Consider the following 24053-nt stretch of genomic DNA (forward strand, 5'->3'; position numbering starts at 1 on the left):
TTCCTCCGTCACGCCGTCATAGCGGCATAGCGTCCGCTTCAGACCGTGTCGCCGTCATGCGTGACGACGCTCAGCTCCCTCTGCGCACGCGCGATGATCATCGAGCGAAGCGTCTCCGGGGCCACGGCCACGATATGGCGTGCATGCGCGATGCAGAACGCCACGAACCATGAATCCGAGGATACGATGAGGTCGACCTTCTCGCCGTCGCCGTAGGGCTCCACGGTGGCACCGGGAAGGTTCTGCACGAATCCGGAGTCCTTGGCATCGGTGATGAACGTGGCGGCGGTGCCGTTGTCGAAACTCCACTTGCGCAGCTCGCTCAACGGCATCTCCGGAATGTCGAGCGCCGTGGTCGGTTCGACCAGCTTGGCCTGCTCGATGCGGGCGATGCGCAGCACCTGCCATGTGCGGGGCTTCCCGTTCGCCCTGTTGACGGCCGGGTTCCTGAGCACCAGGTTGAGTTTGTCCTCCGGGGCGGCCTTGGACACGTCCGTCCAGACGGCCACGTAGTACACGCCTTCATCCACGTAGATCTTGACCGGTGCGACCAGCCGTCGGCGCGTGTTGCCGGCGCCGTCCGTGTAGGTCATGTCCAGCAGCGAACCCGAGTTGATGGCGCGCTTGACGGTGCCGAAGTTATGGGGTTCGAGCTCGTACCCGGTCAGGCTCAGCCATGGCGTCTGCCCCGGCTTGACGTGCTGATGCAGACGATGGTAGAGGTTCTCGGCCTGGGCACGCTGATCGTCCGGGAGCAGCGGCGAATGCGCGAGATAGCTGACCGATGCGGTCAGCATGCTCAGATACTGCGGCGAAATGCCCGCAAGACGTTCCAGACCGAGCGAGTTCGTGGCGGAGACGATGCCCTCGGCGTCCAGCAGGGACCAATCGATGTCGAAGAACTGGCTGCCCGCCATTTCGCCGTCATCGGAGACCGTGGTGAGCGTGTTGATGTCCTTGTGGATCACGTTCACGGACTTCTTGAGCTCCTCGGGCGTCTTCGCCTTGCCGATGAACCGGATGGCCAGCTCCTCGAGCGAGAACTCCTCGCCGAGATGGGCGGAGAGGAACAGCATGAGCCTCAGACGGCGGTCCACCTCGCTGCCGGTCTGGAACGAGGCCTTCTTGCCGTGGGACTTGCCGTTCTCCTTCTCATCGGGATCGGCCGCATCCGAGCTCTCCCGGGAACCCGCCGCGATGGAGCCGTCGCGCATCACATCCTCGACGGAACGCATGTCCTCCGCGGCCTTGAGACGGCGGTGGAACGCGTCCGCGGCCTCCTGCGGGCTCACGATGGAGGCTCCCGGATGCTCCAGCACATACATCGCCAAATCATCGGAATCGGTGTACGCGACGTTGATGTGCTCGCCGTCCACGTCGATGGTGGCGGCGAAGCGACGGGAGTCGATGACCTTCACCAGCGCGTCCGGGATGGTCTGCGTGCCGAGGCCCGGGGCGATCGAATCGAGTCCGAGGCCGGGAATCGGGGTCTGCGGCACGCGTGGAGCCGTGCGCGAGGCGTGGGCGTTGCCGGACTGCTGCTCGTGGTCGCTCGACATGGACATGGAGCGGGCGAGATAGTTGGCCGCCGCGAGCACCGACATGTCCTCCGGCTCGAACCTCAGACGAATCCGAGGTTCGTCGCCGAGCTGGAGACGATACGAGGCGAAGTCCTGCCCCTCCGATTTGGAGGAGTATTCGGGCTGCCGGGACTCGATGGCGATGCCCATGGCGGCCAGCTTCGCACGGTCGCGTTGGAACTGCTTCGCGAATGCCGCCTTCGCCGCCTGATCGGCCAACTCGCCGTACGAGTCGGCATACGCCTTCACGCGCTGTGCGATCTGACGTGAGGTGAGCCATTGCGGGAACGCGGATGACAACACGGCCAACACATCAAGCTCATGCTTGCCCCACTTGTCGGAAAAACGCCGCCTCCCGGTGCTACCCTCTGCCATTAGTCCTCACGTATCGTTAAGGTTAAATCTCAACTGCGCCTCGTGAGCGCAACCTCCATCTATATTACGGTGTTTTTTCCGGAGTCGTCGGCTTTTCGCCAAAATTGGCTCCGTTTTTTGTGTTTTTAGATCCAGTCGTCGGGTTCGATGCCCTGCGGACCCACGTATTCGCCGTTCGGTACGTAGCGGGCTTCGCCCTTGTCCTCGAGCTTCGCGTCGGCGAACATGATGATGTCCCTGCCGAACGTCCAGTCGCCCTCGATGGTCACCGAATTGGCGGCGGCGAGGGACGGCACGTTGTACGGGAAGCGCTCGTCGAAGTCGTGGATGTTCTTGTAGTAGCGCGGGTCGAGCGTGACGTTCGGGAAGATGTAGTTGCCGTCTTCCATCTCATACGTATCCGTCAGGTGGAATCGGTCGGATCGCATGATGAACAGGTCGTCGGTGGTCTTGACCGGCAGGAAGCGCATGCGGTCGACCTGCACGCAGATGGCGCCGTCGAACAGGCCGATGGCGGCACCCATGGCAGTCTCCAGCTGCAGGACGGGCGTCGTCGACGAATCCGTCGGGTCGACGGTCTTGTGGTTGAGGATCACCGGAAGCGGCAGTACGCCGTCATGCTCGGCCAGCATCGCCTTCAGCGCGTTGACGCGCACCCAGATCGAATTGGTGTTGAAGTACGGGTGCTTGTCGATGTTCTGTGCGTCCTTCTTGTCCTCGGGACGCACCTGGCTCATCTCGCGCAGCATGAGACGGCCGGTCTTGCGGTCGCGGACGATGTGGCCGCCCTTGCGGTCGGCCTCGGTGCGGCGGGCCACCTCGACCATGAACGGCGCGCCCGAATCCTCGAAGTACTGCGCCAGCGTGCGGGACGGGCGGGCGCCGAGATTGTCGGAGTTCGAGATGAACAGGTATTCGAAGCCGTGCTCCTCCAGCTTGTCGAGCAGGCCGGACTCCCAGATGGTGGAGTACAGGTCGCCGTGTCCCGGCGGGCACCATTCGAGATCCGGGTTCTGCGGGAACGAGACCGGCTCGCCGGTGGCCAGGTCGATCTTCGGCTCCACATGCTGCACGATCTCCATCGGGATGTCCTCCTGATGGAACTTGCGGTTGTGGTGCAGCACCTTCATCGTGTCCGCCGAAGTGCGGAAGGAGTTCATCAGGGTGAGCGGCAGCTCGACGTCCAGACGGTTGCGTGCGGTGAGCACCTGACCGAGGATGATGTCGATGAAGCGCATCTGCTTGGCCTTGTGGCGGCGCACGGGCAGCAGCGACTTCGCGCAGTCGAGGCCCATCGACGTGCCGAGGCCGCCGTTGAGCTTGAGGAACGCGGTCTTGGCGAAGGCCCCGACGGCCTTGTCGTGATCGATCGTGTCGTAGATGTCGTGGAAGCTCGGGACGCCGGTGAGAGGCTCGACGTCGGACTCCTGAATCCAGGTGGCTCCCTCGTCGTTGCGCCACACATCGTACAGATGCCTGAACTGGCTGATGGCCATTTCGCTCATGCCGTGATCGCGCATCTTCGCGGCGGACTTATCGAAAACGTCTGACAACTATCTCTCCTTTACGACTATTCGATAGACGACCAGTGTACCGGATATTGGAAGAACGCCATCGTCATGCCGGAAAACATGGCGTGTAGAAATGGTGAACGATAGGATGAAATCGGCGGAAACAAGCGCTTTCACACGCCGCTTCCGCCTGATGCTCGCGAATCAAGCCCTCGGGACGACGTCATATCGCCGCGGCGGCGAGGACCCCGGCGGCGGAGCTCGCCGACAGTCCCACGACGATGATCACGATGATGAAGATGATGTACAGGACGACGAGCGCGGCCGACAGGATGACCGACACGAGCGCGCCCTTGCCCGCTTTCGCCGCGTCCAACGGGCGCGTGTCCTTCCAGACCAGCCAAAGGATGAGACCGGCGACGGGGACGAAGAATCCCAAAACCGCCCATCCGAACGAACCGCTGTCAGCGGGATCCGGGTAGATGGGTCGGGGGTAGCCGTAGGGTGCCCCATACGGCGGCGCAGGCTGCTGGGCGTACGGGTACGCCATCTGCGGCTGGGGCTGTTGTGCCGCGTATCCGTATCCGGGCTGTCCGGATACGGATTGCTGAGGGTGCTCCCCCGTCGTCGTGTAGGATTGCCGTTCGGCGTCGGGCGGAATGTACGACTGCTGCGTGTACGCGTCGTATGCGCCCCGTTCCACGGTGGAGGACCCGGACTGCGGAATCTCTGTTTCAGGCTGCTGCGCCTGAGGTGCTGTCTGGTTCGGCTCTGACATGGCAGACTCCCTTCGTTTGTCCAAGGATATTCCCTGCACCGCGGATGATGCAAGAGCCCGGAGGACGATGGCGGCGTGTTGCGTGACGACACGCCCGCGATATGAGGCGTGTCGGTGGCGGGCCCCACCTTGGCCTATAACCTCCATCGTTCCAAGAGAGAGCGGGTGACATGTCGTGGAATACAAAAAGTCCGGAATCATTGAGATTCCGGACCGTCTGGTCGGACCAGCGGGATTTGAACCCGCGACCCCTTGCTGGTTTGAAAGGTCGTTTCGCTGGTTTCCGCAAGCTTCGTCAGTTGCGTTTCGTTGCAATGACGCCGTTCTAGTGGCTTTCGTGAGATTCTTTTGGTAGGTGTTATTCCACAGGGCATGTCGATGCATAGTGTGATGAGCATGTTTGACGAGGTGGGCAGGCTTGGTGTCGGATGGGCGGATGTCGAGTCGAAGAGAGACGACGAGGTATATACGATGCTGTTCCCCGGGCGGCGCCGACCGTAGCCAGCGCCGCCCGTGAACCCGAATCATTGGCCGCCCCCTTATGCCGGTGCCACCCCGAACGCTTAGAGGAGGTCGCGGTACACCAGAACGGCATCGACCAAGGCTGGGCTTCCGAGTCCGTTGAAGCCTTCCACGCTACCGCCGTCGGCCCTGCTCTTCCGGGTGCGTGCCCCTACAATCCCGCCAGGAACCTCTCGATCGCGGCGTTGACGTCGTCGGGGGCGTCGACGTTCGAGTTATGCCCCGCACCTGCGACCCAATGCAGCGACAGTCCGTCACGCTCGCTCCACAGGCGGTTCAACCGCTCGGCTTCGCCGGCAGCGTCCTTCTTGCCGCACACGAGCAGAGTGGGGCATTCGGGTCTGAAATTCCGGGGAGCATCGATTGCGTCGGCCAGCATGCGATAGCCATGCTCGGAAAGGTCTATGAACTCCCGGCGGCCGTATGGCTCGAGCATACGGGCCATCGATTGCCGCGCCTTCACGCTCACGGCCGTGGAACGGGCGGTGAGCGCCATTAGCGACCTGCCGGGGAACAACGCCAGCCACGGTCGCATGCGTGCGAGCATCCACGTCTCTCATCGCTCGTAATAGCTGCGGGCGAGCGGAGCGGAGTCGATGAGAACGATGCCGGCCGCTCGTCCCGGGAAGTCCGCCGCAAAGATCTGAGCCACGTAGCCGCCGAGGGATTGTCCCACGATCACAGCGTGGTCGATGCCCTCCTTATCGAGGATGCCGGCAACTGTGCACGCAAGGTCCTCCATCGAGAAGTCGAGCGGGTAGGGCCGGGAAAGCCCGTGGGCGGGCGCATCCCACGCGATGCACGCCCGGTGCTTAGAGAAATACGCCACCTGTGCATCAAAGAGCGTGTGGTCGGCGGTGAGTCCGGGAAGGAACATCAAGCAGATAGCCTCGTCCTTGCGCTGGTCGCCCGTGACCCAGTAGCGCACCGTGCCAGAGCCCGTCTCATACGAACTTTCCATGTTCAGCTTTCCCTTCACACTTTATGCCGTTAACGTACAACGAGGGGCCTTCTCGCGTGATGGCAATCCGAACAAGCCTATTTGGGCGAGACTGCCGCCTTGGTAGCGCGATTTCCCGCTTATACCGTGAGGGGCAGCGTCCCACAATCATTGTGTCTTCTCAAGACGATTCCAAAAGTCAGGCGTTTTGCCAAGCGTTTCAGCTACGCCAAAACGCCCAGACGGAGCCTTTCTTAGTAAGATTCCGGGGCTCTCATATCGACTTCGCGTACTTCGCCATAAATGACCGCGATGTCGTTGAGGTTGATGCTATCGGATTCCAATCGGCGTGAGGCCGTTCAAACCGCCCAGGTGGCGGATGGCGGAACGTTGGAACCCGAATATCCGTCTGTCGGACGAAGAGGTCCGACTGTTCACCCGACTTTGGAGGCGACCATTATGAGCATCATCCACCCCAAGCGCCATGCGAAGCCCCGGCCGCGCGTCATTCCTGTGCCGGAAGAGACCGCGCACCACCGTTTGCGCCGCGTCTACCCGGCGGCCGTCCAGTTCCTTCGCCAGCCCGCCGTGACGAGCGGGTTCGGCACCGCGGCCGGCGAGACGCGCGAATGCACGTGCGGCTACAAGACCCGCAGCTCCCAGCAGTTCCTCAACCATCTCGAAGAGAAAGCCGTCATCATGCCCGTAGCATCCTTCCAAGCGCCCCGCCCGTTGATGACCCATCGTCTCGTGGACACCGCCAAACGGGGCAAGGTGTTCATCTGCTCGTGCGGCCACGACTTCACCAGCCTGAGCCTCATGCAGGAGCACATCCGCTACGCCGACCGGATCGAGGTGGACGACCATGAGTGAGCCGCATCTCATCGTCACCGAGTACGACGGCCGGTTCCACTGGTGGTGCTCATGTGGATACGACACCGGCAGCCGCGTCCAACTCCACCAGCATCTCGACAACGTGAAAGGGGCACGGCCATGACCCGATACTGCGCGAACCATGACGGCAACCATGCGGGCCGGCTCAACGTGTGCGCCTCGTGCGCCCGGAAGTTCCGCGAGGCGTTGGACTCGATAGCCGTGGATACGCCCGCCCCGCTGCTGATCGCCGCACGCCAGGCCGGCACCGGCGGCAACGACCGTACGGGAGTGCGCAGCAGGTCGGCGCACGCGCCGCTGCTCATCCGCGAACAGGCGTGGGGACTCTACTGCCAAGCGGAGGAACTGGCACGGCTCGCCGCGCTCCAGTGCGGGTGCCCACCGGCCGCGAGACGAACGGCCAGCGTGCCCGAACTCGTGCGAGGCATCCTCAAGGACGACAAACCACTGCTCGCGGCATCGGACGCACGCGAATGGTGGAGGGACATCGTGGACATGGCCGGCAAGGTGAACCGCATGGTGGATCCACCGGCCACGCGGGTGGCGTTCGGCGCGTGCCCGTTCTGCAAGCACGGCGTCGTATGGGGAGCGCCACGAGACCACATGGGCGAATGCCGTTCCTGCGGCGCGCAGGTGAACCGCACCTACGTCGCCGACCGACTGCTTGACAAGCTTGCCGAATCCGAGAAGAAGGGCACCCCGAAGCAGCTGAGCCGTGAATGCGCCAAGGCCGGCATCCGTTTGCCGGCATCGACCATTCGCACGTGGATCCACCAGAAACGCCTCACGCCTGACCAACACGGCCACGTCACGTTGAGCGGCATCGTGCCGTTGCTGCGGCGGAGAGCCGGCTGAAACGACAGCACGGCCCCGTTCTCCACGATGGGAGAGCGGGGCCGTAGCATGAACAATATGGAAGAAGCGAAGCAGCGGCAGCGCGGCGAACTGTTCTCATGGTGCTTGGTCGCGAACGTCGTGGACGAACACGAGGTCGGTCAGGACCATCACATCGAGCATGGCACGAGAATCTTCAGCCCCGGCACGAAGGTGTACGTGTCGTCGTGGTGGGACAACAGCACGAAGGATGACGGAGGCGTGCTGTATGTCATCGGCAAGGCCCGCAAACAGTGGCGGCTCGTCGCCGCATACATCGCCCGCGACAAGCTGACGAACTTCCGTGTCAAGAAGGTGTTCGATCCGAAGGCGCTTCGCCGCATGACGCAGGACGAGCACCAGAACCGGCCGAGGCCGGCCCAGTTCACCCGATGGTGGGGCAAGGACGAGGAGGCCCACAGACGGGTCAAGGAAAAGGCCGCCTATTACAATCAGGACATCTACTCGGTCAGGCAACGCGAGAGGCACCCCTCGACAAAAACCGTGTGAAGAAACTGTGGTGTAGGGTTCGCGTCGGATAAACGCCGGTCTCGCGGCCGTGGGGCGACATGCCGTCGATATGAGGCGTGTCGGGGTAGGGGTGTGTCCCGTTGTGTCCCGAATTGTGTCCGTAGTTGTGTCCAAGAGGGAAGGAACACGGCGTGTCGCAGGATACAAAAAAGCCCGGAATCGTTGAAATTCCGGACTAAACCGTCGGACCAGCGGGATTTGAACCCGCGACCCCTTGACCCCCAGTCAAGTGCGCTACCAAACTGCGCTATGGTCCGATGTCGCATTTGCAACAGTCGAATAATTTACCAGATGGTTCTGGAAACGCAAATCGGCGTGTCTTATTCGTGTCGAGCCAACCGGAACAGTCGGATTCGTCAGAACAGGATGGCAGCACCCATAAGCAGTAAAGCGATCGCGGGGAATGCGAATTGCTTGATCGCAGCACCTCGCTTGTCAGGACTGCCGATGGACAATACCAGAGCTGCGAGGACCATGGACGAGGTCCCGGCGGTTATCAGAGTCACTCCTGCGATGTGGTATCCGGACAGCGACAATGCTGATCCCACTATGGCCATGATGCCGAGGAACAGATTGTAGAAGCCCTGATTGTACGCCATCTCCTTCGTGGCCTCGGCCTCTTGGATGGATCGAATGGAGAAAATCTCCATCGTCTTCGGTTCCGTCCAACGGAACGATTCCAGAATAAAGATGACGACATGGAGCAATCCTGCAAGAATCGCGAAGATACAGGCGGCGACAAGCATGTGAACGGTCCTTTCAGAGCAACGGTGAATGAGCGGAGCGCCCTGAATCGCCGATGAAGGAGGCGTATTCAGGATTCGGGATACATACCCTACCTTCACACGATATCCCTGCATGAGACTCAGCGAAAGCATAGCCACATAAGCAATTGAACGCCTTGTCTGCTTGTTGGCGCCCTAGTGATGGCGGGACATCGACAAGCGGAGTGCTTGGAAGGATGGGGTGACCCCATGGCTTCTTCCTTTCACCGTGGGATTTCCCTATCCGCAACACGGCGAAGTCCTCATGGGCAAGCTGCGAAGCAACTCCAATCCGCCCGAGACACTCGTCGGCCGGCTTTGGGCCCCTTCAGTGTCACAGCGCCGTGCCCTCCCTGGAATTTTGCCTCAAACGGGCTGCCGGATATACTGATGCCGTCTTGGTTTCTCTATGCGAACCCTTCTTGGTTCAAAGAGTGAGAAATCAATGGAGCGGATTCCTACCTGGGTTAGGTCACTGGTGTCTGGGCCGCTCGCTTCTCTACTCGCCCCTATAGGAGCTTGGTGTGAGAATTATTGGCGGGGACCTTGTGCGGCTGGTTTTCAATTAGCCAAGTGATGTCCCCGTCATTCACTCGAAGCGAGTCGGGAGATTGGGTGACTAGTAGGCCTGGATGACAAAAGCAAATCGTCAGTCACGATGGAAGTCGAGGATGCCGAGTTCGCTGAGGAGGCTGTCTGACGTGGTCCGGCACTCGTCATCGGCATGTGTATGAAGTATGTGGATTGTTCAAACCGTGGAGCCGCCAGCCGCAATTAGGTAAGACCATGACGAACGTGACCCACGACTCTTCTCTAGCGCATTGAAGTAGCCGTTGGACGTCGCCTCGTTCGGCGCCGAGCACATCAACGGGGGTCGCCGATGATGACATGCCAGCGGTCGGGGCGTTGATGAAGATGGGGCATAAGCAGTATCCGTGCAACCTTACCGCATTGTCTGCCGCCGGAATGTCGCCGACGCGTGGATGGACTCGAACGGCAGCCACCATAAGTCCACCCGGAAGTACTCCAACGAGGCGACAATCAAGGCGATGCGCGAATACCAGCCCGTCGACTACCAGCAGCACGGATACTCCAACGGCAAGATTCCCGGCTACTATCCCGACGACATCAAGGACGGCGAACTCAGGTTCCTGCGCATGGACGACATGCAGCCTACCGGCTCGCTGCTCGAAGGCGGCCGGCCGAGCTTCAAGGGCGCGCCCGCCTACGCGAAACCATGGGTCGCCGATCCCGCCACCGTGCGAAGCTGGAGCGAGTGGAAACTCCAACGAACCCACCGCGACGACACCGCATGGCGGCGGCACTCCAGCGAGTACGACAACTGGGCCGAATCCACGCCACCGAGTCAAGGAGGACAAGCACATGGCCGATAAAGTCACCAGCTACCATCAGGCGAGACAGATTGTCGAACAGGCCAACGGCGGCATCCCCACCGCAGCGGAAGGCCGGGAGGATGCCGAGTACTATCACGTGCCCGCGGATTCCGATTTCGCGATGATAGACGGCTGCGACTGGTACGTGAACAAGAAGACCGGCAAGGCCGAACGTCTCTACAGCTCACCGCTCATGCCCACCGGCGCCACCAACATGCACAGCCGTGATATGGCGCTCGTACGGGATTGCTAACAGGGTCCTTGCCTATGTCGTATCATCTCTATCATGAGTTCATCTAAGAGTGTGCTGCCCTATCCCGAATCCTCAACACGCGACCTTGTAGAAGATTTAGGGGAAGAGCTGCATCTCAATGCAGATTTTTGCCGAATACATATTCGGAGATTCAGTTGGACGCCGCTTCTTCTTTTGCTAGCAATTATTTTTATAGCGCTCGGTGCTTTCCATAAACAAGGTTTCTTTTACGAGCTTTTTATTGCATTAGGAGGATTTTTTCTAGGTTGCGCTATGCCTCGTCTTGAGCGGTTAAAGCTGTGGGGAAATTCCGTTAATAACACGCTTAATAACGGCCAAGGGTCTATCGGAATTTTTACAGCTATGTGGGTGAATACTCCCATGGGGGACCATTCTGGAATGTGGTTCCTTGATAAGCGTGTAGGCGCTGGGAAATTACGCAAAATGTGGATGAAGTTTCGGTTTCCACACATTGCCAGAACTTGGCGCAAGTTCTTCAGACCTGGCAGGCGTCCACCGTTGCCCGCACCGCTTCCGTTCGGGGCGGATCCCTCATAGGAAAAATACCAAACCGCATACATATGTGGAGGAAAAAGCGAATCCTTTATCAGGTATCACGCTATCTATATGAATTAAATCCTACTCAACAGACTTTGGACTATCTCATCGATTACGCTGATTATTATCGATGCCAACTTCGTCGGGAAAAAATCAGCAGAGGTGTTATTCAGTTCCCTGATGAGTGACAGGGGAAGTACGCGTCTAATTCGCCTATTAGCCATCATGGATGTTCCGTGATGGCTTTTCTTATGCCCGGATTCGGGCGGGAGGAGGCCATATGGCCGAAGACAACAACGTCCCGAACACCGAAGACAAGCAATCGGGCTCGCCGCCGGAGGACGTCGACTGGAAGGCACAATACGAGTCTGAGCTCGAATGGGCGAAATCGCGGCGAGGCAAGGCCGAGGCGAACAAGTCGGCCGCGGACGAGCTGGCCGTGCTGAAGGAATCCCAGCTGTCGGAAACGCAGAAGCTGGAGACCCGCACCGAGAAGGAGCTCAACGACCTGAAGACCGCCCAGCAACGGCTCACGTGGCGCGACGAAGCCGCGAAGAAGACCGGCGTGCCGGTCGGATCTGCTGCGCGGCGAGACAGCCGAGGAGATCAACGCGCACGCCCAGGCCATCAAGACCTACATGGCTACGCAGGCCAAACCTTCGGCGGGGAAGGTCATGAATCCGAACGTCGGCCTGCTCAAGCAGCTGTTCGGTGGCAAGTAAGCAGAGGGTCGCGGGTTCAAATCCCGCTAGTCCGACTAGAAAGCCCGGAATTTCAACGATTCCGGGCTTTTTGTTTCTTCGCTTGGGATGTGATTTATGCATTTATTCGCGATGCGAAGGCCATCCCGCAATCGTCGTGGATGGGCGCCCACCCTAGAACCGCTGGGCCACGTGCGCGACCAGCGGCAGCATCGCGACAGCCAGAACGAGCGTCATCGCCAGGACCGCTCCCGCCGGGTAGACGTTGTACGCCCAGCCGTACGCAATCTGTCCGAGGGGTTGCGCGCACATGCTCGCGGAGAGCGCGAGCGACATCACCTTGCCGGTCATGCCCTCGGGGCAGTCCATCTGGATCGCCGGCACGGCGATGAGATTCGCGAGGGTGATGGCGACCATGGTTCCGCAGGTGCTTGCCGTGAGCACTGTGAGGCGCACTCCCCCGCCTGCGGGAAGCGTCATGACGAGCGTCTGGGGCAGGATGGTGAGCGAGAACGCGGCGATCGACGTCGGGAATCGCCGCATGGCAAGCGACTTCGCGATTCTCCCGCCGACGAGCGCTCCGAGCAGACCGGATGCGCCCACGAGACCGTATGCAAGACCATACGCCGTGGAGCCGAAGCCCAGTACGGTCCGCACCATGTAGGGGAAGCCGACCTCCGCATAGCCCGTCACCAAAAAGTTGAGCGCTGCGCAGATCAACACCAGGTGCAGCACATGAGGGCGTTCGCGGGTGAGGAAACGTCCGGCCGCGCGCAGGTCGTCGAGTGCGGTGACGTGTCCATCATCACCGCGCTCAGGCGCGCCAAGCTGGATGAAGCACTCCACGACGGCGGCCGTGCCGAACCCCGCGATGGTGATGCCCATCATGGGCACCACGCCCACCGCCGCGTAGAGCACGCCGCCAAGCACGGCCGGCACGAGCATGCTCGTCTGGTTCACCACGTTGACCACGGCCATTGCACGACGCATCACGTCTTCACCGTGGGAGCGGAACATCTGCGGCAGCGCCGCCTGCACCGTGGGCGTCTCCATGGCGTCGAGCACAGCGAGCACCACCTGCATCACGGCTATCGCCGCCAGATTGAAGCCGATGACCAAGAAGATTACCGTGCAGGCGATCACCGTCACGGCGGAGAGCGCATCGAGCATCACCATGACGGTCCTGCGGTTCGTGCGGTCCGCCACAACACCGCCGAGGGGCGAGAGCAGGATCGTAGGCAGGATGCTCGCGGTGAGGATGGAGGCGAACGCCGCCGCCGATCCGGTCTCGTCAAGCACCCACATGGACATGGCGAATCGCAACATGAGGTTGGCGAAAAGCGATATGCCGAGACCCGCGACAAGCAGGCGGAAGTCGCGTACGCGAAGAGGGTCCGCGACTTGTCCTCTTTGCGGTTGGGTTGTGTGTCCGGATGCGTTCGTCATCGTGGATTCCTTTCCGTTGACTGTTGATTGGTTACGGCCGTATATTCAAACCGACCGTCGGTCTGTTATGGTGATGAAAATGTCACCAACGTATAAGAACGTGGGAGTGTCCCGCCACTTGAGGCGGCAGGGTGTGCGAGATGGCACACTCGGGTACGCCGCCTACGCGGACACCGACTACTCCCCTTCCGGCGCCAGGGCCGTGAGGCCCTTGACCGCCCGCGGGATAAGCGTCTCGTCGAACACCGGCACGCCGATGGCGTCGAGCATCGTGGCGAGGCAGCGGATGCGGCGTTCCATGTCGGCGTGATCGGCGGGATAGAAGCAGGGCATGAGCCAGTAGTTGCCGAGGAGCGAGAGCAACTGCGCCGCCTCCTCGGGATACGTCGTGGGAATGGAGCCGTCCTGCACGCCCATGTCGATGAGCGTGCGGAAGGATTCCGGCAATCTTGTCGACCAGAAGCGCATGTTCGCCGTAAAGAACGCGGGGTCCTTGAGCAAGGCCAATTGGGAGCGGACAAGGTCCAGATGGTCGGGGGCGTCCACGGCGGAGACGATGAGCATACGCAACTTCTCAAGCGCGCTCATATCCTTGCGTCCGATGAGTTCCTGAAGGAGGCGCGCGGTGGCGGCCCACTCGTCGGCGTTCAGCTGGTCGAGGATCGCCTCCTTCGACTTGAAATGATGGTAGAGCCCGCCCTTGGACAGTCCCAGGTCATTCAGGATGTCTTGGATGGACGTCTTCTCGTAGCCTTTTTCGGCGAAGAGCCTACGGGCGGAATCGAGGATTCGCCGTTCGGTCTCCTCGGGATGTGCATTGCGTGCCATGTGGTCCTCCTTCCGTTCGCTGTCTCCGACAGTATACAGACCGTCGGTCGGTCTGTCAAATAGGTCGGCCTGAAGATCGTCCGGCAGCGACTCGCATGTCGTAACCTCTCTTCGCGGGAGTCTCTAATATGGGAAACGGAGCTGCTTGAACTGCGGCCAGTCGCACGGCGAAAGGACGCCCATGATCGATCCGGATGACCGGAGCTGTTTCGATGATTTTGTGCCGTTCCGCCCGATGCCTCCAAGCTCGTACGAGCGGTGGCATGACAGACTGCCGCCCCAAATCGTCGATGTATGGGAACGATGGGGTCTCGGCACTTTCTGCGACGGATACCTTCGCGTCGTCAATCCCGATGATTGGACCGGGTTACTGGTCCGTCTGTATCACCTGCCATGGAAGAGCCAGGTACCGATTCCCATCTTCGCGACCGCATTCGGCGATCTGATCGTGTTGGAGGCGCGGGACTCGGTGGCGACGCTCCAGTTCCGCAACAGCATCTTCCGATCATCCGCGCTCAAGTATTATCTGGCGGATATCCCCGATGAGTACTTCCGTCGGGATGTATTGGGCATCCGGGGGTATAAGACGGCAAGAAGACGACTGCCGATACCGAAGTACGGCGACTGCTATGCATATGATCCCCTTGTCTGCCAAGGCGGACCCGAACGCGCCGATCATTTGAGAATCAGCAACATGCGCGCCTATCTCAAGGAGATGATCGCGGTCGGCTACCAGCTCAACGAGAACAACATCCGCTTCGTCCAACTCGATTGAAGAATCGGATCAGGGACGCACGTATTCACTGGCCACCATGCAGACGGTGTCGTCGGTCAGTACACCGTCGACCGTCCGCCGGTCGAACAGTCCATCCACCCATGTCCGGTACTCCTCGTACCCCGCTTCGTCCGGCAGCGGGCTGTGCGAGTGCGAGTCCATGTAGGCATGCCATGCGTCACGCGTGTAGCGGATCGGATTGGGGAACGAACGGACTTCGGGATTGTGGAAGAACATGGCCGTCGTGTCCTCGAAATGCCGGATGCTGCCCGTGATGACGTCACCGTGCCCGTCATGCCGGTCCGGTCGCATCGCCGAGTCAAACGACGTGACGTTGTACAGCGAGACCAGCAGGTATCGTCCGTCGCGTGCGATGCGACGGCATTCCGCGGCGAAAGCGTCCGGATCGAACCAGTGGAGCGCCTGTGCGACGGTAATCACATCCACGCTGTGCGGCGGCAGTCCGGTGGCATCGGCGGAACCGGCGACGACCGTCACGCCGGCGAGTCCGTGCGTGCGGTCCGTCAGTTCGGCGCGCATGTCGGCATCCGGTTCGACGGCGTATACGGGCATTCCCAGCTCCGTCAGCGCGACCGTGAGCTTGCCTGTGCCGGCGCCGATGTCCGCGATGACGTGAGCGCCACGGTTATCGGGGCTATCGGCGTCGTCGGCCGCCGACGTGGATTCCCGTCGGATCAGTCCGCCGATATGCCGGATGGCCGTTTCGGGATAGCCGGGTCTCCCCGCCGCATACGCCTGTGCCTTGCCATGAAATCTTGTCTTCCCCATGCCGCATAGCATAGGCGTCCGGACGCACGTCATCGGTGGAAGGGACGGATACCGAAATCGCCGTTTCCGGTGATGACGCATAGCCATCACCGGAAACGGCGATCATCGGGTCGATGCGAATCGTAATCCGCCTACTTGCGCTTCTTCTTCTCGCGGATGTTCACCGAGATCTGAATCGGCGAACCCTCGAAGCCGAACTCCTCGCGCAGCGAACGCTCGATGTAGCGACGGTAGCCATGCTCGAGGAAGCCGGTCGCGAAGATCACGAAACGCGGCGGACGCGTCGAAGCCTGCGTAGCGAACAGGATGCGCGGCTGCTTGCCGCCACGCAGCGGATGCGGGTGGGCGGACTGCAGCTGGCCGAGGAACGCGTTGAGCTTGCCGGTCGGCACGCGCTTGTCCCACGATTCCAGCGCCTCGCGCATCGCCTTGGCGAGACGGTTCGTGTGCCAGCCGGTCTTCGCCGACAGGTTCACGCGCTGCGCCCAGGTGACGCGGTCGAACTCGGTGACCCACAGGCGTTCGAGACGCTGCTTGTCGAACTCGTCCATCGCATCCCACTTGTTGAACACGAGCACGATGGCGCGGCCCGCGTCCACGGCGGAGCTCATCACCTTGAGGTCCTGGTCGGAGATCGGCACGGACGCGTCGAACAGCACGAGCGCCAGCTCGGAGCGTTCGATCGCCGCCTGCGTACGCAGCGACGAATAGTATTCCGCGCCTTTGAGCTTGTGCTGGCGGCGTTTGATGCCGGCCGTGTCGATGAACAGCCAGTCCTCGCCGTCGATGTCGATGACCTCGTCGACCGGATCGCGCGTGGTGCCGGCCAGATCGTTGACGACCGTGCGCTCCTCGCGGGCCAGTTGGTTGAGCAGCGACGACTTGCCCACGTTCGGGCGTCCCACGAGCGCCACGCGGCGCAGGCCGGACGGCGTGAGATAGCCGGACGTCTTCTCCGCCTTGCGCAGCGAGTCGAGCGCCGCGTCGAGCAGATCGCCCACTCCCCTGCCGTGCATCGCGGAGATCGCATACGGCTCGCCGAGTCCCAGCTTCCAGAATTCGGCGGCGAGATACTCGCTTTCGCGGTCGTCGACCTTGTTCACGGCGAGCGTGACCGGCTTGCCGGAGGCGCGCAGCATCTTCACGATGCGCTCGTCCGTATCGGTCATGCCGACCTGGCCGTCGACGACGAGCACGACCGCATCGGCGAGGTTCACGGCGACCTCGGCCTGCGAGGCGATGGCGGAGTCGATGCCTTCGACGTCCACCTCCCAGCCGCCCGTGTCGACGAGCTTGAAATCGGTGCCGGACCATTCCGCGTCATAGCTCACGCGGTCGCGAGTCACGCCGGGAGTGTCCTCCACGACGGCGACGCGACGGCCGAGGATGCGGTTGACGAGCGACGACTTGCCGACGTTCGGGCGTCCCACGACGGCCAGTACGCCCACCTGCTTCGGACCAGGCCTGCCGGACGTCTCGCCGGCGCCGCGGCCCTCGATCAGCGCCTCGTCGCCCTCGTCCAGCTCGTAGCCTTCGAGGTTCGCGGCGTAGCGCGCGTACTCCTGCTCCTCGATGGCCTCGTCGACGAGCCCGATCAGCGTGTCGAGCGTGTGCGCGAAATCCATGTCGGAATTGTCGATGGTGACGACGCCGTCCGCGGCGGTCGTGAAGTTCGTGACCCGAGCGTCCATGCGGTCGCGTGCGGCTACGTCCTCCGCACCCACGCCGCCGGCCGCCTGGCCGGTGCGGCGCGCCTGGCGCACCTCCTCGCGGGCGGTGAGCAGCACGCGCACCTCCGCGTCCGGGGCGACCACGGTCGTGATGTCGCGACCCTCCGCGACGATGCCGAGCCCGCCGGAGAACGACTCCTTGTCCGCCTCGCGCGCGATGTACGCGCGTTGGGCGGCGATGAGCACGTTGCGCACCGGGATGATGTTCGACACCTTGGACACGTGCGTGGAGACCTCGGAGGAGCGGATCGCCTCGGAGATGTCCACGCCGTCGGCGGTCACGGCCGGCGCGTCCGGATCGACGGAGATGTCGAAATGGTCACCGGTGAAGAACTCGCCCACCGCCTCGGTGACGACGCGTTCATCCACCTGCTCCGCGTCGAGGTCGATGCCCTGCTTGAGGCACCACCACGCGCAGGCGCGGTACATGGCGCCCGTGTCGAGGTAGGCGAAACCGTAGTACTTGGCCAGCGCCTTCGACGTCGACGACTTGCCGACGCCGGCGGGCCCGTCGATGGCGACGCGGATCACAGGCCCACCGCCTTCGACAGGGAACGGACCTCGGTCTGGCTGAGCACGCGGTAGGAACCGGACTTGAGCTCGCCCAGCTTGATCGGGCCGATCTGCGTGCGCACGAGACGCTTGACCGGGAAGCCGATCGAACCGAAGATGCGTCGCACGATGCGGTTCTTGCCGGAGTGCAGCACGACCTTGACGATCGTGGCGTCGCGCTTCTGGTCGATGATCGCGCAGTGGTCGAGCTTGATCCAGCCGTCGTCCAGCTGCACGCCGGTCTTGACGAGACGGCGGCACACGGTGCCGGACAGCTTGCCCTCGACCGTGGCGATGTAGGTCTTCTCGACCTCGTACTTGGGGTGCATGACGTGCTGGCTCAGCTCGCCGTCGTTCGTCATGAGGATGAGACCCTCGGAATCGTAGTCGAGACGTCCCATGTGGAAGATGCGTTCGTACTTGTCGCCGACGATGTCGGCCAGCGTGTAGCGGCCCTTCGGATCGTCCATGGCGGAGAGCACGCGGCGCGGCTTGTTGAGCGCGAGCGTGACGTGGTTCGGGTTGATGCGCACGCGCGATCCGTCGACGCGGACCTGCTGGCGCGACATGTCGACGCGGGTGCCGAGCTCGGTGACGAGTTCGCCGTCCACTTCGACGCGTCCTTCGGTGATCATCTCCTCGCACTTGCGGCGGGAACCGAATCCGGCCTGGGCGAGGATCTTCTGCAGTCGGATTCCTTCGTTGTTGCTTTCATGCGCTTTCATGGCGCGGGAATATGCGTTTGGCATCGTTCTCCCAACGTGGCCTAGGGGTATTTCCAACCTGAATATGATACCGTACCCCCCGGATACGGCCCGATGTGCTACTGCTAGACTGTCAGTGCTCCGACGGGCCGCGCCCCCGGAACAACTCCGAACAAGAATCGAAGGAAACACACATGACATCTGAAGAGAACATCACGAAGGAACAGCCGTGGCCGCTTCGCGTGGGGGCCGAGCTGGTCGGCACCTTCCTGATCTGCTTCGCCATCTACGTGTTCAGCACGTTCGGCTCCATCGTCTTCCAGCTGAACCTCGCCTACATCGCGCTCGGCACGGGTCTTGTCTACGCGGCCGCCGTGCTCGCGCTCGGCGGAGTCTCCGGCGGCCAGTTCAATCCGGCGGTGACGGTCGCGGCCATGGTCACCGGCCGCACGAAGCTCGTGGACGGCATCCTTTACATCGTCTTCCAGGTGATTGGCGCCACGCTCGCGGGCATGCTCGTCAAGTTCCTGCTGCCCACCTCCGAGAACGTCACGCTGGCCCAGTGGCTGACCACCACCGTCAACGGCTTCGACAAGGGTTCCGTCGCCTACAGCACGCTCACCCAGTATGGTCTCAACTTCTCCATCACCCAGGCGATCGCCGTCGAGCTCGTCGCCGGTCTGCTCATCGTGGGTGCCGCCATGGCGACCTACGGCACGAAGCGCTACGCGCTGGCCACCGGCGTGTCCTACGCGGTGGGTGCCGCCGTCGCCTTCCCGGTCACCGGCGCCGCGCTGAACCCGGCGCGCGCCACCGGCATCGCGCTGTTCGCCCAGAACCAGAAGCTTCAGGTCGAGCCGCTCAGCCAGCTGTGGGTGTTCTGGATCTGCCCGGTGCTTGCCGCTGCGCTCGTCGCGCTCGTGATGGTGCTCCAGCAGATGATCGTCGCCCCGAAGGCGAAGGGCGACGACCCCGCCCAGCTCACCGAATACAACGAGGCCGCCGACTCCGCGCAGGAGGCGCAGGAGACGACGGCCGATGAGGACGGCGAGGCGGACGACGCCGCGGTGTCACAGGGTGATGCCGTACACGCTGAAGTAGGTGGCGAGCAGTCCGACGCCAAGGCAGATGCCGATGAAGGAGTCGAACGCGACTGACCGCACCTTCCAAGGGCTTCGTTCGCGCATGATGAGACGGATGAGCCCGGTCACGATGGCCGTCACGGAGATCAACACCGTGGCGGCCATCGTGTATCCGAGGACCGCGAGCACGCCGGAAGCGATCACCAGCGCGGCGACGATCCACTCGAACCACGGCTTGCCCTCATGGGCTTCGGAGACGAAGGGATGGTTTTTCATGCCTGTACCTCAGTGCGTTTGTCTGGTTTGCGTGCGTTTGCGGTTTGCGATATCCATGCCGACGGGGCCGGCCGTGCTTCCCTCCGAAGAGGAGCACGGCCGGCCCCGTTCGTCGATCAGTGGAAGAAGTGGCGGGTGCCGGTCAGGTACATGGTCACGCCGGCCTTCTTCGCGGCCTCGATGACCTCCTCGTCGCGGATGGAGCCGCCGGGCTGCACGATGGCCTTCACACCGGCGTTCATCAGCGTCTCGGCACCGTCCGCAAACGGGAAGAACGCGTCGGACGCGGCCACGGAACCGGTGGCGCGGTCGGCGCCGTCCGCCAGCGTGTTGGCACGTTCGACGGCCAGATGGCAGGAGTCGACGCGGTTGACCTGGCCCATGCCGATGCCGACGGTCGCCTGATCGTGGGCGAGCAGGATCGCGTTGGACTTGACGCAGCGGATGGCGCGCCAGGCGAACACGAGATCCTTGAGCGTGTCGGCGTCGGCCGGCTCGCCGGAGACGAGCTTCCACGCGTCCGGATCGTCGCCGGTGGCGTTGATGAGGTCCATGTCCTGCACGAGCAGGCCGCCGTCGATCTGGCGGAACTGCGTGTGACCCTTCGGCGGCTCGGCCACCTTGAGGATGCGCAGGTTCTTCTTCTTGGTCTTCAGCAGCTCGAGCGCCGCGTCCTCGTAGGCGGGGGCGACGATCACCTCGGTGAAGATCGGACGCACGCTCTCCGCCATCTCCAGGGTGACGGTCGTGTTGCAGGCGATGACGCCGCCGTACGCGCTCACCGGGTCGCAGGCGTGGGCCTTGCGGTGCGCCTCGGCCGCGGTGGCGCCGATGGCGAGGCCGCACGGATTGTTGTGCTTGACGACGGCCACGGCGATGGACGGGGCGAGATCCCACACGGCGCGCCATGCGGCGTCCGCGTCCACGTAGTTGTTGTAGCTCATCGGCTTGCCGCCGAGCTGTTCGGCGTGGGCGAAGCCGGTCTGGTCGAGCGGGTCGAGGTAGAGCGCGGCCTGCTGGTGCGAGTTCTCGCCGTAGCGCAGCGTGTGCGAGCGGTCCCAGGTGCGGGTGAACGCGGCCGGGAACTTCGCATCGTCGACCGGCTGGCCCTCGTCGTCATGATCGGTCTCGTCGATGGTGGCGGGCTTCGGCCAGTGCTTCGCGGTCCACTCGTTGATCGTCGCGTCGTAGGCGGCGGTGTGCGCGAACGCCTTGCCGGCCAGCCAGCGACGCTCCTCGAGGCTGAAGCCCTCGCCGTTCTCCACGCGGGCGGCGACGAGCGCGTAATCGGCCGGATCGGTGACGATAGCGACGGTGGCGCTGTTCTTCGCCGCACCGCGCACCATGGACGGGCCGCCGATGTCGATCTTCTCGATGGTGGCCGCCTCATCGGCGCCGGAGCGCACGGTGTCGGCGAACGGGTACAGGTTGACGACGACCAGGTCGAACGGCTTGATGCCGAACTTCTCCAGCTGGGCGGCGTGGTCCGGGTTGGTCATGTCGGCGAGGATGCCGGCGTGGATGTGCGGGTCGAGGGTCTTGACGCGGCCGTCGAGGCACTCGGGGAATCCGGTGACCTCGCTCACTTCGGTGACGGGCACGCCGAGTTCGGAGAGACGCTTCGCGGTCGAGCCGGTGGACACCACTTCGGTGCCGGCCTTGACGAAGGCCTCGGCGAGCACTTCGATGCCTTCCTTGTGGAAGACGGAGACCAGCGCCCGCTTAATCGGACGATTCGTTGTTGTCATCGGATTCCTCCTTGGTTGGTTGGTCAAGCTTGTCTGATCGTACGGTGCGCGGTGCGCGCCGCACGGCGATGGTGCGTTCGAACGTCTCCGAACGCACGGCACGCTCGGAACGGACGGAACGGGGTTTCACGCTTCCGCGTTCGTGCTCCCGAGTGGCGTCGTTCCCATCGGCGGGGTTCCCGGCGTCCGGGGTGTCGGCGGAATCCTCGCCGTCGTCCGTGGACGCCGGGACATGGTCCGCCGGTTCGGCCGCGACGGCAGCGGCATTCGCGATCCGTGCCGCATGGCGTTCGACAATCCAGTGTATCCCGTAGATGGCGGACAACACCACCGCCACGGCAAGCCACGCCGCTGCGAATCCGAATGTGATCGAACGCGCGACGAGCAGGGTGGACGGCAGGATATCGACGCCCACGTGGGACAGCCGGTGCGCGCCGAGCGCGCCGTCGGACAAGGCGAAGCAGGCGCACCATGCGCCGACCGTCACAGCTCCCGCAACGACCAGGACGGCCAGATGGCCGGCCATGGTGACGACGATCCGCTTCATGGCATCGGAGCCGTCGGCGGGTTTCACCGGACGGACCCGCATCGGCCCCGGCACGAGCATGGCGAGGAGCGCGATGACGCCTGCGGACGCCGGAATCAGGCATTGCAGGGCGATGCGGATGCGGTCGTCCGCGATCGGCTCGGGCATGAGACCGAACACCGGCAGCGGCGGCAGACCCGCCGACTGGCCCACCCACATGGTGAACGATCCGAGTTCGCCGATATGGAAACCGGCTCCGGCGAACCAGGACAACGCCCACACGACGAGATTGGGCAGCCATGCGAGGGATGCGATGGTGGTGAGGACGCGTGAGCCGTTCTCCATGCCGTCGTATTCGAACAGGGCGGTCATGGCGCTCCACCCGCGCACGATCCATACGACCGTGACGATGAAGGCGGCCACGAGCAGCACGACGGCCAGCATGCCGGTGACGACCCGGCCGAGCGCCGCCATACGGCGCACCTGCGGCGAAAGCCGTTCGTTCAGTCGTCTCCGGACGGTCGATGCGGCGGACGAGACGGGAACGGCGGCGAACGCGTAGCCGACCGTCCACACGCAGGCCGTCTTCATGGCTATCACCGCGGGCGCGTCATGCAGCTCCATGTTCGTGCCACCGGAGAACACCAGGTTGAGCGCGATCCATACGGCCAGACCGCCCAACCATCCCAGCGCCCCCGCATCAGCCCGTGACGCGCACTGCGCGATCAGCGCGATGAGCATCACGGTGAGCAGCAGAGGCATGACCCCCACGACGATGGGGCCGGACGTGAAGCCGGTTCCCTGGCTGAGCAGCACTATGGTCTCGGTCAGGGGCAATGCCGAGGAGGGCAGGCTCTCGCCGCCCTCCTCCATGGATATGACCAGCAGCATCAGCGCGATGAAGCAGCCGAGCGATATGGCGTACAGGGCCATCGCGCCCAGCGCGGCGAGAACGCCCTTGAGCAGCGCGGAGATGCGGGCCGATGTTACGGGATTGTTCACCGCTCGAGACCCGCAAGCACCTCACGCATGATGTCGGCGGCCTGGCCGGGCGTGCGCCCGACGCGGATGCCGACCGCCTCCAGTGCTTCCTTCTTGTCCTTCGCGGTGCCCTTGCCTCCGGAGACGATGGCGCCGGCGTGGCCCATCTGCTTGCCCTCGGGGGCGGTGAAGCCGGCGATGTAGGCGACGACCGGCTTGGTCATGTGCTCGGAGGCCCACTGGGCGGCGTCCTGTTCGGCGCTGCCGCCGATCTCGCCGATCATCATCACGGCCTTCGTGTTCGGATCCGCTTCGAACGCCTGCAGCGCCTCGAGCAGCGTGGTGCCAACAATCGGGTCGCCGCCGGCGCCGAGGCACGCGGTGAAGCCGATGTCGCTCAGCTCGCCCATCAGCTGGTAGGTGAGCGTGCCGGACTTGGAGACGAGACCCAGCGGGCCGCGTCCGACGATGCCGTCGGGGATGATGCCGAGGTTCACGCCGTGCGTCTCCTCGGAGGAGGCGAGCGTCATGAGGCCCGGGCAGTTCGGGCCGACGATGCGCACGCCGTGGCGCAGCGCGAGTTCGACGAAGTAGGCGGAATCCGCGACCGGAATGCCTTCGGTGATCACGACGATGAGCTCGATGCCCGCCTCGATTGCCTCGACGACCGCGGCCTTGGCGAAACGCGGCGGGACGAACACGACCGACGCCTTGGCACCGGTGGCCTCACGCGCCTCGGCGCAGGAGCCGTAGACGTGGATGGTGGCATCCTCGCCGTCGCGCGCGGCCGGGAAGGTGACATCGAGACCGGCCTTACGGGCGTTGACGCCGCCGACGATGTTGGTGCCGGCCTTGAGCATGCGCGCGGTGTGCGTCATGCCCTGGTGGCCGGTCATGCCCTGCACGATGACGGGGGCGTCGTCTTCGATGAAGAGCGTCATA

At 63.1% G+C, this 24053-nt stretch carries 23 protein-coding genes, 1 tRNA gene and 2 pseudogenes; 9 read left to right on the plus strand and 17 right to left on the minus strand.

Annotation, left to right across the window (positions count from 1 at the left end):
* Positions 1–38: 38 nt before the first annotated feature.
* From AC1AYX_RS00720 to AC1AYX_RS00745, 6 genes and pseudogenes are all read right to left on the minus strand, one after another.
* A pseudogene (locus AC1AYX_RS00720) lies at positions 39–1121 on the minus strand (helix-turn-helix transcriptional regulator); the annotation flags it as partial.
* 119 nt (positions 1122–1240) lie between these two features.
* A pseudogene (locus AC1AYX_RS00725) lies at positions 1241–1955 on the minus strand (helix-turn-helix transcriptional regulator); the annotation flags it as partial.
* A gap of 125 nt (positions 1956–2080) precedes the next feature.
* On the minus strand, positions 2081–3475 hold the full coding sequence (locus AC1AYX_RS00730) for a UTP--glucose-1-phosphate uridylyltransferase (RefSeq protein WP_476502019.1): 1395 nt from the start codon (positions 3473–3475) through the stop codon (positions 2081–2083).
* Positions 3476–3689: 214 nt separating this feature from the next.
* Positions 3690–4244, minus strand: coding sequence for a PLD nuclease N-terminal domain-containing protein (locus AC1AYX_RS00735; RefSeq protein WP_476501700.1), 555 nt, complete (start codon positions 4242–4244; stop codon positions 3690–3692).
* A gap of 673 nt (positions 4245–4917) precedes the next feature.
* Positions 4918–5262, minus strand: a complete 345-nt coding sequence (locus AC1AYX_RS00740) for an alpha/beta fold hydrolase (RefSeq protein ID WP_476501701.1) — start codon at positions 5260–5262, stop codon at positions 4918–4920.
* A 60-nt stretch (positions 5263–5322) separates the two neighbouring features.
* A complete protein-coding gene (locus AC1AYX_RS00745) occupies positions 5323–5745 on the minus strand; it encodes an alpha/beta fold hydrolase (protein WP_476501702.1) in 423 nt (140 codons plus the stop codon).
* A gap of 420 nt (positions 5746–6165) precedes the next feature.
* Here AC1AYX_RS00745 and AC1AYX_RS00750 point away from each other — a divergent pair, with 420 nt between their 5' ends.
* The 4 genes from AC1AYX_RS00750 to AC1AYX_RS00765 are packed head-to-tail and all read left to right on the plus strand — an operon-like array spanning position 6166 to position 7983.
* Positions 6166–6579 carry a hypothetical protein gene (locus AC1AYX_RS00750; protein ID WP_476501703.1) on the plus strand — a complete coding sequence of 138 codons (414 nt, stop codon included), beginning with the start codon at positions 6166–6168 and terminating at the stop codon, positions 6577–6579.
* Positions 6572–6703 (plus strand): hypothetical protein, encoded by a 132-nt coding sequence (locus tag AC1AYX_RS00755; RefSeq protein ID WP_476501704.1) that lies wholly within the window; start codon positions 6572–6574, stop codon positions 6701–6703. Before AC1AYX_RS00750 ends, AC1AYX_RS00755 begins: the two co-directional genes overlap by 8 nt.
* Complete coding sequence (locus AC1AYX_RS00760) at positions 6700–7455, plus strand: hypothetical protein (protein WP_476501705.1); 756 nt, start codon at positions 6700–6702, stop codon at positions 7453–7455. The genes AC1AYX_RS00755 and AC1AYX_RS00760 overlap by 4 nt, the downstream gene beginning before the upstream one ends.
* A gap of 48 nt (positions 7456–7503) precedes the next feature.
* Complete coding sequence (locus AC1AYX_RS00765; protein WP_476501706.1) at positions 7504–7983, plus strand: hypothetical protein; 480 nt, start codon at positions 7504–7506, stop codon at positions 7981–7983.
* Between the two features lie 204 nt (positions 7984–8187).
* Here the strand turns inward: AC1AYX_RS00765 and AC1AYX_RS00770 are convergent.
* A tRNA-Pro gene (locus AC1AYX_RS00770) sits at positions 8188–8261 on the minus strand.
* Between the two features lie 99 nt (positions 8262–8360).
* Positions 8361–8750, minus strand: a complete 390-nt coding sequence (locus AC1AYX_RS00775; RefSeq protein WP_476501707.1) for a DUF1304 domain-containing protein — start codon at positions 8748–8750, stop codon at positions 8361–8363.
* 953 nt (positions 8751–9703) lie between these two features.
* Between AC1AYX_RS00775 and AC1AYX_RS00780 the strand changes: the two genes are divergently transcribed.
* The 3 genes from AC1AYX_RS00780 to AC1AYX_RS00790 are packed head-to-tail and all read left to right on the plus strand — an operon-like array spanning position 9704 to position 10973.
* Positions 9704–10162 carry a hypothetical protein gene (locus AC1AYX_RS00780; protein WP_476501708.1) on the plus strand — a complete coding sequence of 153 codons (459 nt, stop codon included), beginning with the start codon at positions 9704–9706 and terminating at the stop codon, positions 10160–10162.
* Positions 10152–10415 (plus strand): hypothetical protein, encoded by a 264-nt coding sequence (locus AC1AYX_RS00785; protein ID WP_476501709.1) that lies wholly within the window; start codon positions 10152–10154, stop codon positions 10413–10415. The genes AC1AYX_RS00780 and AC1AYX_RS00785 overlap by 11 nt, the downstream gene beginning before the upstream one ends.
* A 33-nt stretch (positions 10416–10448) precedes the next feature.
* Positions 10449–10973 (plus strand): hypothetical protein, encoded by a 525-nt coding sequence (locus AC1AYX_RS00790; protein ID WP_476501710.1) that lies wholly within the window; start codon positions 10449–10451, stop codon positions 10971–10973.
* 875 nt (positions 10974–11848) lie between these two features.
* Here AC1AYX_RS00790 and AC1AYX_RS00795 read toward each other — a convergent pair.
* Both AC1AYX_RS00795 and AC1AYX_RS00800 read right to left on the minus strand, forming a co-directional pair.
* Complete coding sequence (locus AC1AYX_RS00795) at positions 11849–13120, minus strand: MFS transporter (protein WP_476501711.1); 1272 nt, start codon at positions 13118–13120, stop codon at positions 11849–11851.
* 177 nt (positions 13121–13297) lie between these two features.
* The gene (locus tag AC1AYX_RS00800; protein ID WP_476501712.1) at positions 13298–13948 is read right to left on the minus strand and encodes a TetR/AcrR family transcriptional regulator; all 651 of its coding nucleotides are present in this window, start codon (positions 13946–13948) and stop codon (positions 13298–13300) included.
* A gap of 181 nt (positions 13949–14129) precedes the next feature.
* Between AC1AYX_RS00800 and AC1AYX_RS00805 the strand changes: the two genes are divergently transcribed.
* Positions 14130–14723 (plus strand): GAD-like domain-containing protein, encoded by a 594-nt coding sequence (locus AC1AYX_RS00805; protein WP_476501713.1) that lies wholly within the window; start codon positions 14130–14132, stop codon positions 14721–14723.
* Between the two features lie 9 nt (positions 14724–14732).
* Here AC1AYX_RS00805 and AC1AYX_RS00810 read toward each other — a convergent pair whose 3' ends face one another.
* The 3 genes from AC1AYX_RS00810 to AC1AYX_RS00820 all read right to left on the minus strand — a co-directional run bounded on the left by AC1AYX_RS00810 (position 14733) and on the right by AC1AYX_RS00820 (position 18543).
* On the minus strand, positions 14733–15512 hold the full coding sequence (locus AC1AYX_RS00810; protein WP_476501714.1) for a class I SAM-dependent methyltransferase: 780 nt from the start codon (positions 15510–15512) through the stop codon (positions 14733–14735).
* 131 nt (positions 15513–15643) lie between these two features.
* Positions 15644–17773 carry a bifunctional cytidylate kinase/GTPase Der gene (gene der, locus AC1AYX_RS00815; protein WP_476501715.1) on the minus strand — a complete coding sequence of 710 codons (2130 nt, stop codon included), beginning with the start codon at positions 17771–17773 and terminating at the stop codon, positions 15644–15646.
* Positions 17770–18543 carry a pseudouridine synthase gene (locus AC1AYX_RS00820; protein WP_101623001.1) on the minus strand — a complete coding sequence of 258 codons (774 nt, stop codon included), beginning with the start codon at positions 18541–18543 and terminating at the stop codon, positions 17770–17772. Before AC1AYX_RS00820 ends, der begins: the two co-directional genes overlap by 4 nt.
* Before the next feature lie 149 nt (positions 18544–18692).
* On the opposite strand from AC1AYX_RS00820, the gene AC1AYX_RS00825 reads away from it, so the two are divergent.
* Positions 18693–19655 (plus strand): MIP/aquaporin family protein, encoded by a 963-nt coding sequence (locus AC1AYX_RS00825; RefSeq protein WP_476501716.1) that lies wholly within the window; start codon positions 18693–18695, stop codon positions 19653–19655.
* Here the strand turns inward: AC1AYX_RS00825 and AC1AYX_RS00830 are convergent.
* The 4 genes from AC1AYX_RS00830 to sucD form a co-directional block, all read right to left on the minus strand.
* On the minus strand, positions 19569–19856 hold the full coding sequence (locus AC1AYX_RS00830; protein ID WP_476501717.1) for a DUF3017 domain-containing protein: 288 nt from the start codon (positions 19854–19856) through the stop codon (positions 19569–19571). The two genes, AC1AYX_RS00825 and AC1AYX_RS00830, sit on opposite strands and share 87 nt — an antisense overlap.
* A 116-nt stretch (positions 19857–19972) precedes the next feature.
* Positions 19973–21604, minus strand: coding sequence for a bifunctional phosphoribosylaminoimidazolecarboxamide formyltransferase/IMP cyclohydrolase (purH, locus tag AC1AYX_RS00835; protein WP_476501718.1), 1632 nt, complete (start codon positions 21602–21604; stop codon positions 19973–19975).
* A complete protein-coding gene (locus AC1AYX_RS00840; protein WP_476501719.1) occupies positions 21579–23132 on the minus strand; it encodes a cell division protein PerM in 1554 nt (517 codons plus the stop codon). Before AC1AYX_RS00840 ends, purH begins: the two co-directional genes overlap by 26 nt.
* Positions 23129–24052: a succinate--CoA ligase subunit alpha gene (gene sucD, locus AC1AYX_RS00845; protein ID WP_476501720.1), complete on the minus strand. Its 924-nt coding sequence runs from the start codon at positions 24050–24052 to the stop codon at positions 23129–23131. Before sucD ends, AC1AYX_RS00840 begins: the two co-directional genes overlap by 4 nt.
* Position 24053: the final 1 nt, after the last annotated feature.

This window comes from Bifidobacterium sp. LH_419 (assembly GCF_056356955.1).

Excerpts from the sequence above, each read along its gene's own strand:
- AC1AYX_RS00795 (WP_476501711.1), bottom strand. The coding sequence starts at position 13,120 with ATGACGAACGCATCCGGACACACAACCCAACCGCAAAGAGGACAAGTC.
- AC1AYX_RS00735 (WP_476501700.1), bottom strand. The coding sequence starts at position 4,244 with ATGTCAGAGCCGAACCAGACAGCACCTCAGGCGCAGCAGCCTGAAACA.
- AC1AYX_RS00785 (WP_476501709.1), top strand. The coding sequence starts at position 10,152 with ATGGCCGATAAAGTCACCAGCTACCATCAGGCGAGACAGATTGTCGAA.
- AC1AYX_RS00755 (WP_476501704.1), top strand. The coding sequence starts at position 6,572 with ATGAGTGAGCCGCATCTCATCGTCACCGAGTACGACGGCCGGTTCCAC.
- AC1AYX_RS00750 (WP_476501703.1), top strand. The coding sequence starts at position 6,166 with ATGAGCATCATCCACCCCAAGCGCCATGCGAAGCCCCGGCCGCGCGTC.
- AC1AYX_RS00825 (WP_476501716.1), top strand. The coding sequence starts at position 18,693 with ATGACATCTGAAGAGAACATCACGAAGGAACAGCCGTGGCCGCTTCGC.
- AC1AYX_RS00730 (WP_476502019.1), bottom strand. The coding sequence starts at position 3,475 with ATGCGCGATCACGGCATGAGCGAAATGGCCATCAGCCAGTTCAGGCAT.
- AC1AYX_RS00820 (WP_101623001.1), bottom strand. The coding sequence starts at position 18,543 with ATGCCAAACGCATATTCCCGCGCCATGAAAGCGCATGAAAGCAACAAC.
- AC1AYX_RS00830 (WP_476501717.1), bottom strand. The coding sequence starts at position 19,856 with ATGAAAAACCATCCCTTCGTCTCCGAAGCCCATGAGGGCAAGCCGTGG.
- AC1AYX_RS00765 (WP_476501706.1), top strand. The coding sequence starts at position 7,504 with ATGAACAATATGGAAGAAGCGAAGCAGCGGCAGCGCGGCGAACTGTTC.
- sucD (WP_476501720.1), bottom strand. The coding sequence starts at position 24,052 with ATGACGCTCTTCATCGAAGACGACGCCCCCGTCATCGTGCAGGGCATG.
- AC1AYX_RS00740 (WP_476501701.1), bottom strand. The coding sequence starts at position 5,262 with ATGGCGCTCACCGCCCGTTCCACGGCCGTGAGCGTGAAGGCGCGGCAA.
- AC1AYX_RS00805 (WP_476501713.1), top strand. The coding sequence starts at position 14,130 with ATGATCGATCCGGATGACCGGAGCTGTTTCGATGATTTTGTGCCGTTC.
- AC1AYX_RS00810 (WP_476501714.1), bottom strand. The coding sequence starts at position 15,512 with ATGGGGAAGACAAGATTTCATGGCAAGGCACAGGCGTATGCGGCGGGG.
- AC1AYX_RS00790 (WP_476501710.1), top strand. The coding sequence starts at position 10,449 with ATGAGTTCATCTAAGAGTGTGCTGCCCTATCCCGAATCCTCAACACGC.
- AC1AYX_RS00760 (WP_476501705.1), top strand. The coding sequence starts at position 6,700 with ATGACCCGATACTGCGCGAACCATGACGGCAACCATGCGGGCCGGCTC.
- AC1AYX_RS00775 (WP_476501707.1), bottom strand. The coding sequence starts at position 8,750 with ATGCTTGTCGCCGCCTGTATCTTCGCGATTCTTGCAGGATTGCTCCAT.
- AC1AYX_RS00800 (WP_476501712.1), bottom strand. The coding sequence starts at position 13,948 with ATGGCACGCAATGCACATCCCGAGGAGACCGAACGGCGAATCCTCGAT.
- purH (WP_476501718.1), bottom strand. The coding sequence starts at position 21,604 with ATGACAACAACGAATCGTCCGATTAAGCGGGCGCTGGTCTCCGTCTTC.